This window comes from Micromonospora purpureochromogenes (genome assembly GCF_900091515.1).
Taxonomy (GTDB): Bacteria; Actinomycetota; Actinomycetes; order Mycobacteriales; family Micromonosporaceae; genus Micromonospora; species Micromonospora purpureochromogenes.
On record NZ_LT607410.1, the window covers coordinates 2,118,329 to 2,134,357 of the forward strand.

General features: G+C 73.4%; 12 protein-coding genes and 1 pseudogene. 8 read left to right on the forward strand and 5 right to left on the reverse strand.

Translation table 11 applies throughout. From position 1 onward, the window contains the following. Nucleotides 1-22 precede the first annotated feature (22 nt). Nucleotides 23-1,919: pseudogene (gene dnaG, locus GA0074696_RS09970) on the forward strand (DNA primase). Beyond that, nucleotides 1,919-2,455, forward strand: a complete 537-nt coding sequence (locus tag GA0074696_RS09975) for a hypothetical protein (RefSeq protein ID WP_088960830.1) — start codon at nt 1,919-1,921, stop codon at nt 2,453-2,455. The pseudogene dnaG and the gene GA0074696_RS09975 overlap by 1 nt, the downstream one beginning before the upstream one ends. Before the next feature lie 7 nt (nt 2,456-2,462). On the opposite strand, the gene GA0074696_RS09980 is transcribed toward GA0074696_RS09975, so the two are convergent. The 5 genes from GA0074696_RS09980 to GA0074696_RS10000 form a co-directional block, all read right to left on the reverse strand. Further along, a complete protein-coding gene (locus GA0074696_RS09980) occupies nt 2,463-3,431 on the reverse strand; it encodes a TAXI family TRAP transporter solute-binding subunit (RefSeq protein WP_088960831.1) in 969 nt (322 codons plus the stop codon). Then, entirely contained in the window at nt 3,428-3,820 is a 393-nt protein-coding gene (locus GA0074696_RS09985; protein ID WP_088960832.1) for a roadblock/LC7 domain-containing protein, read from the reverse strand. Before GA0074696_RS09985 ends, GA0074696_RS09980 begins: the two co-directional genes overlap by 4 nt. Beyond that, nucleotides 3,817-6,246, reverse strand: a complete 2,430-nt coding sequence (locus GA0074696_RS09990) for a sensor histidine kinase (RefSeq protein WP_088960833.1) — start codon at nt 6,244-6,246, stop codon at nt 3,817-3,819. The genes GA0074696_RS09985 and GA0074696_RS09990 overlap by 4 nt, the downstream gene beginning before the upstream one ends. 65 nt (nt 6,247-6,311) lie before the next feature. Next, complete coding sequence (locus GA0074696_RS09995) at nt 6,312-7,298, reverse strand: TAXI family TRAP transporter solute-binding subunit (protein WP_231925422.1); 987 nt, start codon at nt 7,296-7,298, stop codon at nt 6,312-6,314. Then, nucleotides 7,192-9,525: a TRAP transporter permease gene (locus tag GA0074696_RS10000; RefSeq protein WP_407940569.1), complete on the reverse strand. Its 2,334-nt coding sequence runs from the start codon at nt 9,523-9,525 to the stop codon at nt 7,192-7,194. The genes GA0074696_RS09995 and GA0074696_RS10000 overlap by 107 nt, the downstream gene beginning before the upstream one ends. A 361-nt stretch (nt 9,526-9,886) precedes the next feature. Between GA0074696_RS10000 and GA0074696_RS10005 the strand changes: the two genes are divergently transcribed. From GA0074696_RS10005 to GA0074696_RS10030, 6 genes are all read left to right on the forward strand, one after another. Then, nucleotides 9,887-10,819: an ABC transporter ATP-binding protein gene (locus GA0074696_RS10005; protein WP_088960835.1), complete on the forward strand. Its 933-nt coding sequence runs from the start codon at nt 9,887-9,889 to the stop codon at nt 10,817-10,819. A gap of 65 nt (nt 10,820-10,884) precedes the next feature. Next, the gene (locus GA0074696_RS10010) at nt 10,885-11,421 is read left to right on the forward strand and encodes a hypothetical protein (RefSeq protein ID WP_088960836.1); all 537 of its coding nucleotides are present in this window, start codon (nt 10,885-10,887) and stop codon (nt 11,419-11,421) included. A gap of 144 nt (nt 11,422-11,565) precedes the next feature. Then, nucleotides 11,566-12,354, forward strand: a complete 789-nt coding sequence (locus GA0074696_RS10015) for an ABC transporter permease (RefSeq protein WP_088960837.1) — start codon at nt 11,566-11,568, stop codon at nt 12,352-12,354. Nucleotides 12,355-12,363: 9 nt separating this feature from the next. Beyond that, complete coding sequence (locus tag GA0074696_RS10020) at nt 12,364-13,173, forward strand: ABC transporter permease (protein WP_088960838.1); 810 nt, start codon at nt 12,364-12,366, stop codon at nt 13,171-13,173. Nucleotides 13,174-13,237: 64 nt separating this feature from the next. Continuing rightward, nucleotides 13,238-14,326 carry a YihY/virulence factor BrkB family protein gene (locus tag GA0074696_RS10025; RefSeq protein WP_088960839.1) on the forward strand — a complete coding sequence of 363 codons (1,089 nt, stop codon included), beginning with the start codon at nt 13,238-13,240 and terminating at the stop codon, nt 14,324-14,326. Nucleotides 14,327-14,534: 208 nt separating this feature from the next. Next, nucleotides 14,535-15,713: an ROK family protein gene (locus GA0074696_RS10030; RefSeq protein ID WP_088964474.1), complete on the forward strand. Its 1,179-nt coding sequence runs from the start codon at nt 14,535-14,537 to the stop codon at nt 15,711-15,713. The last annotated feature ends 316 nt before the right edge of the window (nt 15,714-16,029 follow it).

A 16,029-nucleotide genomic window follows, 5' to 3' on the forward strand; every position in this document is an offset into this window, starting at 1 on the left:
ATCGTCGGTCCGGCAGGGCAGGATGTACGCCGAGGGGGTGGCGAATGGCTGGGCGGATCCGGGACGAGGACATCGCGCTGGTCCGGGAACGCACCTCGATCGCCGAGGTCATCTCCGACACGGTGACCCTCAAGTCCGCCGGCGGCGGCAACCTCAAGGGCCTCTGCCCGTTCCACGACGAGAAGAGCCCGTCGTTCAACGTCTCGCCCGCCCGCAATGTCTGGTACTGCTTCGGCTGCGGGGCCGGCGGCGACGCCATCAAGTTCCTGATGGACGCCGAGCACCTCAGCTTCATCGAGTCCGTCGAGCGGCTCGCCGCCCGCGCCGGCATCCAGCTGCGCTACGTCGAGGGCGACAACGCCGCCCCGCGCCCCCGTCCCCAGCAGGGGCAGAAGCAGCGGCTGGTGGCCGCGCACGCCGCCGCCGTCGAGTTCTACCAGGCCCGGCTCACCACGGCCGCCGCCCGGCCGGCCCGGGAGTTCCTGGCGCAGCGGGGCTTCGACCGGGCCGCCGCCCAGCGGTACGGCTGCGGCTTCGCCCCGGACGCCTGGGACCTGCTCACCAAGCACCTGCGCCAGCAGGGCTTCAGCCACGACGAGCTGGTCACCGGCGGGCTGTCCCGGCCGTCGCGCTCCGGGACGCTGATCGACCGGTTCCGCCGCCGGCTGATGTGGCCGATCCGGGACATCACCGGCGACGTGATCGGCTTCGGCGCCCGCAAGCTCTTCGACGACGACGACGGCCCGAAATACCTCAACACCCCTGAGACGCCGATCTACAAGAAGTCGCACGTCCTCTACGGCATCGACCAGGCCAAGCGGGAGATCGCCAAGCAGGGCAAGGTGGTCGTCGTCGAGGGCTACACCGACGTGATGGCCTGTCACCTCGCCGACGTACCGACGGCCGTGGCGACCTGCGGCACGGCGTTCGGCGGCGACCACATCGCGGTGCTGCGCCGGCTCCTGCTGGACACCGACGCGGTGGCCGGCGAGATCATCTTCACCTTCGACGGGGACGCCGCCGGCCAGAAGGCCGCGCTGCGCGCCTTCGAGGACGACCAGCGCTTCGTCGGGCGTACCTTCATCGCGGTCAGCCCGGACAACATGGACCCGTGCGAGCTGCGCCTGGCCAAGGGCGACCTGGCCGTGCGGGACCTGGTCGCCCGCCGCGAGCCGCTGGTCGACTTCGCGCTGCGCCACGTGATCAACCGGTACGACCTGGACACCGTCGACGGCCGGGTGGAGGCGATGCGCCGGGCCGCGCCGCTGGTCGCCAAGATCAAGGACCGGGAGAAGCGCCCCGAGTACGTCCGCAAGCTCGCCGGCGACCTCGGCATGGAGATCGAGCCGGTGCAGCGCGCGGTGCTCGCCGCCGACGCCACCCCGACCGCCGAGCGGCGCTCGCCCGCCTCGAACCGGTCGACGGCGGCGCCCGTGCCGGCGGTGGACAGCCCGCAGTCGATGGTCGAGCGAGAGGCGTTGAAGCTGGCCCTCCAGGAGCCGGTGCTGGCCGGGCCGATGTTCGACGCGGTCGACGCCCCGGAGTACCGGCACCCGGTGCACGCGGCGGTCCGCGCGGCGATCGCCGCGGCGGGCGGGGCCGCGGCGGCCACCGCCGGCGCGGTCTGGATCGAGTCGGTCCGCGACGCCTGCGAGGACCTGGCCGCCCGGGCGCTCGTCGGCGAACTGGCCGTCGAGCCGCTGCGCATCGACGGCGAACCCGACCCCCGGTACGTCTCGATAACCGTGGCCCGGTTGCAGTGGGGCTCGGTCACCGCCCGGATCCGGGACCTCAAATCCAAGATCCAACGGGTCAACCCGGTGAACAACAAGGACGAGTACTTCGCCCTCTTCGGGGAACTGCTCTCGCTGGAGCAGCACGCGCGGGCGCTGCGCGAGCAGGCCGCGGGAGGACTGTGATGGGACTGTTCAGCCGCAAGCCGAAGCTGCCGCCCGCCGCCCGGCCCCCGCTCGCCGACGACGAACGGGTGCTCGCCTGGGCGGCCGCCGGCAACGGCGAGGGCGACGGCGTGGTGGTGGCCAGCAACCTCGGGCTCTGGCTGCCCGGCCGCCCGCACCGGCTGGGCTGGCACGAGATCCTCAAGGCGGTGTGGTCCGGCCGCGAGCTGACCGTCACCCCGGCCGAGCGGGTCACCGAGCGCGACGGCTACCAGGTGGTGGCGGACTGCCCGGCCGAGACCTACCTGCTGGTCGACCCGGGCGAGCTGCCGCACCAGGTGCGGGCCCGGGTCACCCGGTCGGTGGCGTACACGGAGCACCACCCGGTGCCCGGCGGCGCCGGGCGGGTCGCGGCCCGGCGGGTGGCGGGGGTGGACGGGCTGAGCTGGACGGTGCGCTTCGAGCCGGGCACCCCCGCAGACGACGAGGCCGTGCTGGCGGAGGCCGACCGGCTGGTGGCGGCCGCCCGTGCCGCGACCGCCCCCGCCGACGCCTGAACTCCGCTCACCCGCCCTGGTAGAACCGCGCCGCGCCCGGATGCAGCGGGATCGGGTCGGTGCCGGACGCGCTCTGCCGGGTGAAGTTGCCCGCCTCCGGGTGCACCCCGATCAGGTCGCCCTGGTAGGCGAAGAGCAGCCGGGTCAGGTCGTACGCCAGCTCGTCCGGCATGTCGGCGTTGACCAGGATCATGTTCGACACGGTGATCGTCGGCGTGCCCGCCGGCGTGCGGTAGGCCTCCTTCGGCAGCTCGGCGGTGGTGTACACCGAGCCGTACCGGGCGTTGAGCGGCTCGATCAGGTCGGCGATCGGTAGCAGCGTGAACCTGCCCGGCGCGCTGGAGAGCAGGTCGGCGATGCCCGGGGTGGGCAGGCCGCCGGAGAAGAACATCGCGTCCAGCGTGCCGGCCCGCATCCGCTTGACCGTCTCCGGCAGGGACAGGGTGAACCGGTCCACGTCCCGGTCCGGGTCCATCCCGGCGGCGGTCAGCAGCCGCCCGGCGATGATGTCCGTGCCGGACTTCGGCGAACCCGTGGAGACCCGCTTCCCGCGCAGCCCGGCGAAGTCCTTCACCTTGGCGTCGGCCCGCACGATCACGTGGGTGTAGTTGCTGTAGACCCGGGCCAGCGCCCGGACCGGCTGCGGCTGCCCGACGAAGGCGCCCTGGCCGTTGACCGCGTCGGCCGCGGTGTCGGCGAGGCTGAAGGCGATCTCCATGTCGCCGCTGGCCAGCCGGCTGACGTTCTCCACCGAGGCGCCGGTCGGCTCGGCCCGCGCCTCGTACCCGGGCAGGTGGCGGCTGATCACGTCGGCGTAGCCGCCGCCGAGCTGGTAGTACACGCCGGTGGTGTTGCCGGTGGCGAGGAAGATCCGGCCGCCGTGCCAGGCCTGCGACGGCGCCGCCGACTGCCCGCAGCCCGCCACGAGCAGCGTCACCAGCAGGGCGGCCAGCCAGGGCGGTGGCCGGCGGGTCACGCCCGGACCGCCGGTTCCAGCGCCTCCGCCACCCGCTGCACCAGGGTCGCGGTCTCGAAGCCGATCTGACCCAGGTCGCAGCCCGGCGCGGCGAGCACCCCGAGCAGGGCCCGCCGGCCGACCGCCATCACCAGCATCACCCCGCCGTCCATGTCGACGATCTGCTGGCGTACGTGGCCGGCGGACATCAGCCGCGCGGCGCCGACGGTCAGGCTGGCCAGGCCGCTGATCACGGCGGCGAGCTGGTCCACCTGGTCCGGGGAGAGGTGCGGTGAGGAGGCCAGGCGCAGTCCGTCCTCGGAGACGGCTACGGCGTGCGACACGTCCGGCACCTGCTCGGCGAAGTTCGTCAGGAGCCAGTCCAGGCCGGCGCTCACGGGTGTGGTCATCGGTGTCTCCCGTTTGGTCTCGTCTGCTGGTTACGTCGCATCGCGCTGGCCACCCCCTCGGCGAGGGCCGACAGTCGGGCCCGCACCACCTCCGGGTCGAGCAGGTCCTCCCCGGGCCGGGCGGGCGGGGTGTCCGGCAGCGTCGGGAGCTGACCGCCGCGGGTCCGGCGGGGCAGGCCGGTGCCGGAGGCCGCCGCCGGCCCGGTCGACGGGTCAGCGGGGCCGGGCGGGGGCGCCACCGCGGCCCGGAGCAACGGCGGCCGGGGCGGGGCCGCGACCCGGGTACCGGGGGTGACCACCGGCAAGGTCACCGTCGGCGCGTGGTGGGGGTCGGTCGGGTCCGGCCGGAACAGGCTGCCGCCGTACGCCGGCGTCAGCCGGGGCGCGGGCGTCGGGTTCGGCACGGTCGTCGCCAGGGCCGGCGCACCGGCCCCGGCCCGGAACCAGGCCGCCGTCGAGGCGGGCTGGCGGACCGGAACGGGACGCCGGGACACCGTCTCCACCCGGACGAGCGCCGACTCGGGCACCTCGACGTGGGCCACCGTGCCGGTGCCGGTGTTGTGCAGCTGGACCCGGATCCCGTACCGGGCGGCCAGGTGGGCCACCACGTGCAGGCCCATGCTGCCGGCCGCGGCGCTGGAGAGCACCGCCGGGGCGAGCAGCCGTTTGTTGATCGCGGCGAGCCGCCCCTCGCTGATGCCGATGCCCTGGTCGTGCACGCGCAGCGTGAGCCCGTCGATCGTCCGCCGGCCGTCGACCTGCACCGGGGTGTGCGGCGGCGAGTAGTTGGTGGCGTTCTCCAGCAGCTCGGCGAGGAGGTGGACCAGGTACCCCACCGCCGACCCGTGCACCGCGGCCGCCGGCACGTCGATCTCCACCCGGGTGTAGTCCTCGATCTCCGAGGAGGCCGCGCGCACCACGTCGGCAAGCAGGTGGTCCCCCTCGTACGCCCGCCCCGGCTCGCCGCCGGCGAGGACCAGCAGGTTCTCCCCGTTGCGGCGCATCCGGGCGGCGAGATGGTCCAGCGCGAAGAGCCGGGCCAGCGCGTCCGGATCGGTCTCGTCGCGTTCGAAGTCGTCGAGCAGGCGCAGCTGCCGGGTGATCAGGGTCCGGATCCGGCGGGCCAGCGCCTCGGCCATCCGGGTCACGTCCAGCCGCAGCTCGGCCTGCTCGCCGGCGAGCCGCAGCGCCGCCCGGTTGACCGTGTCGAACGCCTCGGCCACCTGCGCGACCTCGTCCCGCCCCTGCCGGATGTCCTCGGTCAGCCGGGTCGCCTCGCCCTCGGCCGGCGCGCCCTCGCCGGCCGCGATCGCGGTGATCCGCTCGGGCAGCTCCGAGTTGGCCACGGTGAGCGCCGCCACCCGCAGCCGGCGCAGCCGGCGGCTGGTGCGTACGGCCAGCAGCGCGGCGGCCAGCAGCGAGGCCGCCGCGACGGCGGTGGTGGCCCCACCGGTGACCAGGGCCCGCCGGCGGGCGTCCCGGGCCAGGCTGGCGGCCTGCTGGTCCAGGTCCTCGGAGAGCTCCCGGCCGAGGAGGTTGTAGCGCCGGATCGTGCCGCTCTGGGCCACGTACCAGGCGTCGCCGTCGACCTTCAGCGCGGCGGCCAGGGTCTCGCCCCTGACGGCGGTGTCCCGCATCCGCTGGGCGGTCGCCACGTCGCTGCCGGCGACCAGCCGGGCGTACGCGGCCTCGGCGTCGGAGTCGGCGATCCGGGAGAACTCGGCCTGACGCTGCTCCCGCGCGCCCCGCAGCTGGCCGAGCCGGACCAGTTCGCCCTGGGCCAGCTCGCCGCGGACGAAGACCGTCCGGAGCAGGTCGCGTTCCAGCGCGGCCAGGTGTTCCTGGCTGGCGACCGCCGCCACCTCCCGGGCGGCGTTGGCCAGCTCGGTGTCGCGCAGCTGCGCGGGCAGCGCGTCGGCGACGGTGAGCAGCGACTCGACCAGTGCCACGTAGGTGGGGTCGGCCCCCTCCGAGGTGGGCGCCGACCGGCGGGCGGGATCGAGCTGGTAGAGCTGGTCGTCGGCGGTGTCGAGGACCCGCCCGAGGTCCGGTGCGGCCCGGCGGGCGTCCCGGCTGGCGGTGCGGAACCGGTCGACGGCGGTGTCCACCCGCCGCCGCTGGGCGTCCACCAGCGGCCGGCCGGTGGAGCCGCCCCGCTGGCGCAGGGCGGCCGTCTCCGCGAGTTCCCGCTCCAGCTCGTGCACCAGGCGCACGGTGGCGGTGGCGGTGCCGGCGAGGACCCGGGCCCGGTCGGCGTCGGCGGAGGCGTCCAGCGCGGTGCTGGTCTGGGTGGCGCCCAGCACGACCAGGCCGACGGTGGCGACCAGGATCGGTGCGAGCAGTTGGGTGCGGACCGACCAGAGCCGGTCGGTGTGGTCCGCCGGCCGGTTGTGCCGGCGTACGCGGGCGGGGCGGGGGAGCGGCACGCGGGTCTCCCGGGAATGGTCGGGGACGCCGGGTCCGGGCGGCGGCCCGGACCCGGCGCCGTCGGTCAGCTCGCGCCGAGGTCCTGCAGGGCCTTGGCCGCCCCGCGGTGCAGCGGTACGGGGTCGGTCTTGCGGGCGTTGTCCAGGTTGATGCCCTTGGCGGCCGGGTTGGCCTGGGCCAGCGCGTCCCTCTTCTCGAAGACGGTCCGCGCGACGGCGCAGGCGACGTTGGCGTTGAGGTCCTTGCGGACCAGCAGCACGTTGGGCACCACGATGGTCGGGGTGTCCGTCGCCGTCTTGTAGACGTCCGCGCGGATCGTCCCGGCCTGGTACGCGGGGTTCAGCTCGGTCATCTTGGGCAGCAGCGGGGCGATGTCGAGGAACTTCACCTTGTCGCCGGCCGTGGTGAACAGGTCGGTGACCCCGCCGGTCGGCACCCCGCCGGACCAGAAGAAGCCGTCGATGCTGCCGTCCTTGACCCCCTCGACGGTCTTGGCCAGGTCGAGCCGCTGCGCCTGGACGTCCTTGGCCGGGTCGAGACCGGCGGCGGTGAGCAGGCGGTTGGCGATGACCTCGGTGCCGGACTTGGGGGAGCCGGTGGAGATCTTCTTGCCCTTCATGTCGGCGACCGAGCCGATGCCGGCGTCGGCCCGCACGACCACCTGGGTGTAGTTGTCATAGATCCGGCCCAGCGCCTGCACCGGCTGCGGCGAGGTGAAGCTGCCCTTGCCCTGCACCGCGTTGACGGCGGTGTCGAAGAGCGAGAAGGCGACGTCGTACTGGCCGCCGACGAGCTGCTCGATGTTCTGTACCGAGGCGCCGGTCTCGGCGGCGGTGCCGGTCAGTTTGCCGTCGGTCGTCGTGGAGAGCTGGCCGGCGAGGGCGTTGCCGACCACGTAGTAGACGCCGGTGGCGTTGCCGGTGGCGATGCCGACGCGGGTGCTGTCAGTGACCTTGCAGGTGATCTCGCTGGCGGCGTCGTCCTTCGTCGCGCCGTCCTGTTTGCCCCCGCAGCCGGCGGCGCCGCTCGCGACGAGGGCGAGCGCCCCCACTCCCGCGGCCAGCCGCACGTTGATCCGTCTCACTGTTTTCCTCCCCATGGTTCACCGGTGGTGTTGCCGACGGCTCGCCGGTCCGGTTGGCGGAGCCGCGTCGTACGAGGACACCCGCCACCACGGCGGCGGCCAGGACCGCGCCGACCGTGACGGGTACGGGTTCGAGCCAGAGCAGCGTCAGCCCGGCGAGCGCGCCGAGGATCCGCTCCGGTACGCCGGCCGGGCCGACGCCGGGCAGCCAGCCGCCCGCCGCCACGGCCAGCACGGCGACGCTGAGCGCGGAGACCACCGCGGCCACGGCCACCCGCTGCGGCCCGCCGATCCCGAGCAGCCCCAGACCGGCCGGAGTGATCACGAAGGCGATCGGGATCAGGTAGGCCGGCAGGGCGTACCGCAGGGTCTGCCACATGGTCGGCACCAGCCGGCCGCCGGTGACCGCGGCGGCGGCCACCGCGGCGAGCGCGGTCGGCGGGGAGACCTCGGACAGGACCGCGAAGTAGAAGACGAACATCGCCGCGGCGGGCGCGGCGACGCCCAGGTCCAGCAGGGCCGGGCCGATGATCACCCAGCCGATCACGAACGAGGCGGTGACCGGCACGGCGAGCCCCAGCAGGCTGAGCGCGACGGCGGCCAGCACGGCGGTGAGCGCCAGCACCACGGCCGGGTCGGAGGCGACCGCCTGCGCGCCGGAGACCAGCAGTGCCGCCGCCTGCGGGCCGAGGCCGGTCTTCGTGGTGGTCGCCGTGATGATGCCGGCCGCGGCGCAGACCGCGCTCACCGCGAGCACCCCGCGCGCGCCGGTGCCCAGCGCCTCGACCAGCCGGGCCGGGGTGAGCCGGTGCCGGCGGTCCAGGAAGGACAGCGCGGCGGCCAGCACCGTCGCCCCCACCACCGCCTTCGTCGCCGAGGCGCCCAGGGCGAGCAGGCCGGTGATCACCAGCAGGGACAGGAAGTGGTAGCCGAAGCGGCCCAGCAGCCGCCAGGGCGAGTCGGCCTGGACGACCACCGGTCGCACGCCCGAGCGCCGGGCGTCGATCTCGACCGCGAGCAGGATGCCGAGGTAGTACAGCACCGTCGGGATGGTCGCCCAGCCCAGCACCTGCAGGTACGACACGTCCAGGTACTCGGCGATGATGAAGGCGGCCGCGCCGAGGGTGGGCGGGGACAGGATCGCCCCGACGCCGGCGGCGGCGAGCATCCCGCCGGCGCGTTCGGCCGGGTAGCCGGCCCGGCGCAGCACCGGCCAGGTCACCGCGCCGATGCTGACCGTCGTCGCCGCGCCCGATCCGGAGACCGTGCCGAGCAGGAAGCCGGAGGCGACCGCCGTGCGCCCGGCGGCCGTCCGGGAGCGCCGGAAGGCGGCGGCGGAGAGTTCCACGAAGAACCGCCCGGCCCCGGAGAGGTCCAGCACCGCGCCGTAGATGGTGAACAGCACGATGTACGAGGCCGCCACGTCGAGCGGGGTGCCGTAGAACCCGCTGTCGGAGTTGTAGAACGCGTCGACGAGCTGGCCGAAGTCGAGCCCGGCGTGCGCCACCGGCCAGGACTGCGGCAGCAGCCCGCCGTAGTAGCCGTAGGTCAGGAACAGCAGGCAGACGGCGGGCAGGATCCAGCCGGTGGTGCGCCGGCAGGCCTCCAGCAGCAGGAGCAGCAGCACGGTGCCCATCGCGACGTCCAGCCCGACGAGCAGGCCCTGCCGGTCGAGGAAGGCGTCGTATCCGCCGCCCCCGCCGCCGACGGTGAACGGCAGCACCGGGTAGAGGCAGGCGACCAGGGCCGCGGCGGCCAGCAGCCAGTCCGACCGGGTCGGCCCGGCCCGGTCCGGCCCGTCGGCGGGTGTGCGGCCCGGCCGCCAGGGGATCGAAAGGCCCGCCGGGTACGCCAGGAACACTGTCGGCAGCACGCCGGCCAGGAAAACGATCAGGTAGTACTTGCTGCCCTGCGGAAGTGGTTGAAAGACCTGGACAAGTGCCAGCAGCGCGATCCCCACCGTCGTGCCGGTGACCAGATGACGGACCGGGCCGGTCAGCGAGCGCCCCGGTTTCTCGTCCTCGAATTGCGCGGCGAGTTCGCGGGTGTCCGGCACGGCGGCGCGGGGTGGTGCGCCCGCCGTGACCTGCGGCTCCAGGGGCGCCGGAGGGTCCTTGAGGGCGGCTCCCGCCCCCCTGGAGCCGGTGTGCGGCGCTTGCGGGGCGGGACCGTCGGTGAAGCGTACGGACGACACGAGGGGGCACGATACGCCAATTATCTACGGCATGGAACATTGCCGATTATCATTGCGGTCGGTAATGGCGATCTATTTCCATCACGCAGAGGAATCTGAATAAAGAAGGATTTAACAAATTGAGGGGGCTGAACTGTTGACAGGTGCCGGTGGTCGGGGTGCGTCCGAAAGGGACCTGTCCAGTTTGGCCCGCATCGCCCCGTTGATGCGCCGGATCGACAGCCCGACGGTCAGGTGCACGAGAGCGTACCGATCGATAACTGTCCGTAGTGTCAACTACTCTGCGTTGCCGGCTCTGAGCCCGCTGTGGTGGGGCCGGAAACCCGTCGAGGGTGTCGGACGTCGCCGGTAGGGTCGGCCGGTGACCACTGCTCAACCACTCATCCAGGCTCGGGGGCTGGTGAAGCGGTTCGGCGACTTCACCGCCGTCGACGGCATCGACGTCGAGGTGCGCCCCGGCGAGGCGTTCGGCTTCCTCGGGCCGAACGGCGCCGGCAAGTCCTCCACCATGCGGATGATCGGCTGCATCTCCCCGCCCAGCGGGGGCGAGCTGCGCATCCTCGGCATGGACCCGGTGCGCGACGGCCCCGCCATCCGGGCGCGGCTCGGCGTCTGCCCGCAGCTCGACAATCTCGACCCCGAGCTGACCGTTCGGGAGAACCTCACCACCTACGCCCGCTACTTCGGCGTGCCCCGCGCGGTGGCCCGGGCGCGCGCCGCCGAGCTGCTCGACTTCGTGCAGCTCACCGAGCGGGCCGACAGCAAGGTCGAGCCGCTCTCCGGCGGCATGAAGCGCCGGCTGACCATCGCCCGCGCGCTGGTCAACGAGCCCGAGATCGTGCTGCTCGACGAGCCGACCACCGGGCTCGACCCGCAGGCCCGGCACCTGGTCTGGGAGCGGCTGTTCCGGCTCAAGCAGCAGGGGGTGACGCTGGTGCTGACCACCCACTACATGGACGAGGCCGAGCAGCTCTGCGACCGCCTCGTGGTGATGGACGGCGGGCGGATCGTCGCCGAGGGCTCGCCCCGGGCGCTGATCGAGCGGCACTCCACCCGCGAGGTGGTGGAGCTGCGCTTCGCGGCCGAGTCGCAGGAGGCGTTCGCCGGCAAGCTCGACGGGCTGGGGGAGCGGGTCGAGGTGCTGCCCGACCGGATCCTGCTCTACGTCACCGACGGGGACGCCGCGGTCGGCCAGGTGGAGGCGCGCGGCCTGACGCCGGCCAGCGTCCTGGTCCGGCGCAGCAGCCTGGAGGACGTCTTCCTGCACCTCACCGGCCGCACCCTGGTCGACTGACGGCCGTGGCCGGGGCACTCCCGGCCGCTGGGTAGCATCGGCCGTCGACGGGGGAGGAGTCCACGATGGATGCTGGAGCGAGACGCCAGGCCGGGCTGACCGCGCTCTACCTGGGCGTGTTCGCCACGATCTGGTTCAGCCTGCCGGCGGCCGACCCGCCGCTGCGCGCCGCGCTCGTGGTGGCCAGCGGCCTGGCCCTGCTCACCGCGCTGCTCGGCGCGGTCGTCGTGGTCCGCACCGGGCGCGCGGCCGCCGCCCTGCCCCGGGACCGGGCCGCCGACCGGCGGTACGGCGTCATCGTCGCCGTCGAGTTCGCCATGGCCGTGCTCGGCGCCCTCGTCCTGGCCGGGCTCGGCTGGGCGGAGTTCGTTCCGGTCCTGGTCTGCGCGGTGGTCGGGCTGCACTTCGTGCCGCTGTCCCCGGTGCTGCGCGACCGGCTGCTGGTGCCGCTCGGCGTCGCGCTGTGCCTGGTGGCGCTGGCCGGGCTGGCCGTCGCGGTCACCTCGTCGGTCCGGGCCGGCCTGGTCGTCGGCACCGGCGCCGGGCTGCTGCTCTGGGGCTACGCCGCGCGCGCGTTGTTCACCACGACCCGCACCGCCTGACCGGCCCCCCACGGCGGCCCGGGTTCCGCGAGCGGGCCGGGTAAAGGGCGCGACAGGCGGGGCGGCCGGCCATAGGGTTGCCGCGGCCTGTCGTACCCCCGAGGTAGGAAGGCTGTGGTGGACGGCGGGTGAGAGGAGGTCCGGGTGAGCGTGGCGCAACGGCCCCCGTTGCCGAGGGTGCCGGCGTTGGCGGTGCTGGCGCACTACCTGACCGGCTACCGCCGCACCTGGCGGGCCGGGGTCTTCTCGTCCTTCCTGCTGCCGACGCTGACCGTGGTCGGCTTCGGCCTGGGCGTGGGCGCGTACGTCGACCAGGGCGTCGACGGGGTGCGGTACCTCGACTGGATCGTGCCCGGGCTGCTCGCCTCGACCGCGCTCCAGGTGACCATCGGCGAATCGACCTGGCCGGTGTTCAGCAACTTCCAGTGGATCAAGACCTACTCCGCGCAGACCGCGGCGCCGCTGCGGATCCCCGACATCCTCGCCGGCCACCTGGCCTTCGTGCTGTTCCGGGCGCTCACCGCCAGCGTCGCGTTCCTACTGGTGACGGCGCTGTTCGGGGCGCTGCATTCGGGCTGGGCGGTGGCCACCCTGCCGGTGGTGGCGCTGCTCTGCCTGGCGGTCGCCGCGCCGACCTTCGCGTACGCGGCGGTGGTGGACAGCGACAGCTGGCTGGCCATGCTGTTCCGGTTCGCGGTGATCCCGATGACGCTCTTCGCCGGGATCTTCTTCCCGGTCGAGTCGCTGCCCGGCGTGCTGCGCTGGCTGGCCTACGCGACGCCGCTCTGGCACGCCGTCGACCTGTGCCGGGCGGCGACGCTCGGCGTGGCCCCGCAGTGGTCGGTCGCCGGCCACCTGCTCTACCTCGCGGCCTGGGCGCTGGGCGGCTGGCTGCTGGCCGCCCGGCTCTTCCGTCGCCGGCTCGTGGTCTAGGAGGCTCGCGTGGTCACTCTCGTTCTGCCCCGGCTGCTCGACGTCTCCGGCACGTCGCGCCGGTCGGCCTCGGTGGTCGAGCGCAACGTGGCGGCGCTCAAGTCGGTCTACTGGCTGCTGCTGCTCTCCGGGTTCGTCGAGCCGGTGCTCTACCTGTTCTCCATCGGGGTCGGGGTGGGCCAGCTGATCGACGGGCTCACCCTGGCCGACGGCCGGGTGGTCGAGTACGCCGCGTTCGTCGCCCCGGCCATGCTCGCCTCCTCGGCGATGACCGGGGCGCTGGCCGAGACCACCTTCAACTTCTTCGGCAAGATGAAGTACCTCAAGCTCTACGACGGCATCATCGCCACCCCGGTGCGGCCCTTCGAGATCGCGCTCGGGGAGCTGGGGTGGGCTATGGTACGCGGCTCGGCCTACTCGGCGGCCTTCCTCGCGGTGATGGTGGCGATGGAGCTGACCTCCGTGGGGCGGGCGCTGCTGGCGTTCCCGGCGGCGGTGCTGGTCGGCTTCGCCTTCGGCGCGATCGGCATGGCGCTGGCCACCTTCATGCGCAGCTGGCAGGACTTCGACCTGATGGGCTCGGCGCAGTTCACCCTCTTCCTCTTCTCGGGCACCTTCGTGCCGGCCGAGGACTACCCGGCGGTGCTGCGCTGGCTGGTGGAGGTGACCCCGCTCTACCGCTCGGTGCACCTGATCCGGGACATTTGTGTCGGCGGGTCCGGTTGGCTGTGGCTGCTGGACCTGCTCTACCTGCTGGCGCTGACCGCGCTCGGGCTGGCCGTGGCGTCCCGGCGGATGGTGGGTCTGCTGTACAAGTGACGGGTTAAGGGGCGGCTTCCCCGGGGCATGTCAGGGGGCACACGCCGACCATGAGGAGGGGCCGATGGCCTCCGACGAGACGTCCGCCCGCAGCGGGCGCGCCCGCGACGACCAGGGCACCGCCGCCCGGGCCGGCCGTGCCCGGCCGGGCGACCGGGGGGACCGCGACACCCGCAGCAGCCGCCCGGTCGGTCCCGACGCTGGGCCGGAGAGCCCGACGGAGCTGCCCGGCGCCGGCTGGAAGGCGGCGTTGAAACGCACCGTCAAGGAGTTCCAGGACGACAGCCTCACCGACTGGGCGGCCGCGCTGACCTACTACGGGGTGCTCTCCATCTTCCCCGGGCTGCTGGTGCTGATCTCGCTGCTCGGCCTGCTCGGCGACCGGGCCACCGAGGGGGTCAAGGACACCGTCAACCAGGCGGTGCCGGAGGAGAACATCCGGAAGATCATCGAGGGCGCCATCGACCAGGCGGGGGCCTCGGGCGGGCTGGCCAGCATCGCCGCGATCGTCGGTTTGCTCGCGGCCTTCTGGTCCGCCTCCGGCTACATCGCCGCCTTCATGCGCGCCTCGAACACCATCTACGACGTGCCCGAGGGGCGGCCGATCTGGAAGACCCTGCCGATCCGGCTCGGGGTGACCGCGGTGATCGGCGTGATGCTGCTGGCCTGCGCGGTGATCGTGGTCTTCACCGGCGGCCTCGCCGAGCAGGTCGGCAGCGCGATCGGGTTGGGCTCCACCGCGGTGACGGTGTGGAACATCGCCAAGTGGCCGGTGCTGCTGCTCCTGGTCAGCCTGATGTTCGCGATCCTCTACTGGGCCTCGCCGAACGCCCGGCACGGCGGCTTCCGCTGGGTCAGCCCGGGCGGCGTGCTGGCCGTGGTGATCTGGCTGGTGATCTCCGGCCTCTTCGCCCTGTACGTCAGCAACTTCGCGTCCTACAACAAGACCTACGGCGCGCTGGCCAGCGTGATCATCTTCCTGGTCTGGCTGTGGCTGAGCAACATCGCCATCCTGCTCGGCGCCGAGTTCGACGCCGAGCTGGAGCGCGGCCGGGCCATCTCGGCCGGTCACTCGCCGGAGGAGGAGCCCTACGTCCAGCTGCGCGACGACCGCAAGCTCAAGAAGAAGCGCAACGCCGCCGGGGAGCGCTAGCCCTCTCCGAGAGGCCCGAGGCCGACCCCGTCGCGTCCCGCGACGGGGTCGACCTTTTCTTGATCCACTTATAGCTTTTGTCCTAACGGACAAAAGTTGGCGGCGGATTGACCGAAGCTATGGACAGGAGGCACGGAAGGCTCCTACTGTGTCGGACACAACACATCGACGTCACATCGGTGTGAACCCCGACGCGGAGGTGGATCCCGTGCGGACGGTAGAACCCCTGCACCTACGGCTGTTGCGGCTGCTCCGCGACGCGGGGCCGGCCTCCCGGGCCGAGCTGGGCGACCGCCTCCAGATGCCCCGGCCCCGGCTGCTGGCCGAGCTGGAGCGGCTGGTCGGGCTCGGGCTGGTGGCCGAGGCGGGACTGGCCGCCTCCCGGGGCGGGCGCCGCTCGACCCTGGTCGAGCTGGACCCCCGGTTGCGCTTCGCCGCCGTCGACCTCGGCGCCAGCTCGATCGACGTCGAGGTGGTCAACGGCCGGCTGGAGCCGGTTGCCGCGTACGCCGAGCCGGCCGACATCCGCTCCGGCCCGAAGGTGATCCTGCACCGGGTCAATGAGCTGCTGCACAAGGCCCGGGCGGACGGCGCGTACGAGAAGCTGGACGGCGTCGGCGTGGGCGTTCCCGGGCCGGTGAGCTTCCGCGACGGGGTGCCCGTCTCGCCGCCCATCATGCCCGGCTGGGACCGGTTCCCCGTGCGTGAGCTGCTCACCCGCGAACACGGCTGTCCGGCGGTGGTGGACAACGACGTGAACATCATGGCGATCGGGGAACGCCACGGCGGGGTCGCCCACTCGATCGACGACTTCCTGTTCGTCAAGATCGGCACCGGCATAGGGTGCGGGATCTACCTCAGCGGCGAGGTCTACCGGGGCACCGACGGCTGTGCCGGCGACATCGGCCACATCCAGGTCGACGCGCACGGCGCGGTCTGCTCCTGCGGCAACGTCGGCTGCCTGGAGGCGGTCTTCAGCGGGGCCGCCCTAGCCCGCGAGGCGGTCGTCGCCGCCCGGGCCGGCACCTCCCCGGCGCTCGCCGAACGGCTCGCCGCCCGGGGCGTGGTCACCGCCCGGGACGTCGCCGAAGGTGCGGTCGAGGGCGACGTCACCTGCATCCAGCTCATCCGCGACGGCGGCCGACGGGTCGGCCAGGTGCTGGCCGGCCTGGTCAGCTTCACCAATCCCTCGATGATCGTGATCGGCGGCGGACTGGCCCAGCTCGGCCACATCCTGCTCGCCGAGATCCGCAGCGTCGTCTACCGCCGGTCGCTGCCGCTGGCCACCGGCAACCTGCCGGTCGTCCTGTCCGAGCTGGGCCCCCGCGCCGGCGTCGCCGGCGCCGCGGTGCTGGCGAGCGACGTCGCCTTCGGGGAGGCATCGTGAGCGCGAGGAGTGAGCCGGGCCTGCGAGCCCCGCAGTCGCGAACGGAAGGCGCTCCGGTGAGCGCGAGGAGTGAGCCGGGTCTGCGAGCCCCGCAGTCGCGAACGGAAGGCGCTCCGGTGAGCGCGAGGAGTGAGCCGGGTCTGCGAGCCCCGCAGTCGCGAACGGAAGGCGCTCCGGTGAGCGCGAGGAGTGAGCCGGGTCTGCGAGCCCCGCAGTCGCGAACGGAAGGCGCTCCGGTGAGCGCGAGGAGTGAGCCGGGTCTGCGAGCCCCGCAGTCGCGAACGGAGGTGGCCCGGTGAGCGCGCCCGAGGGCGGG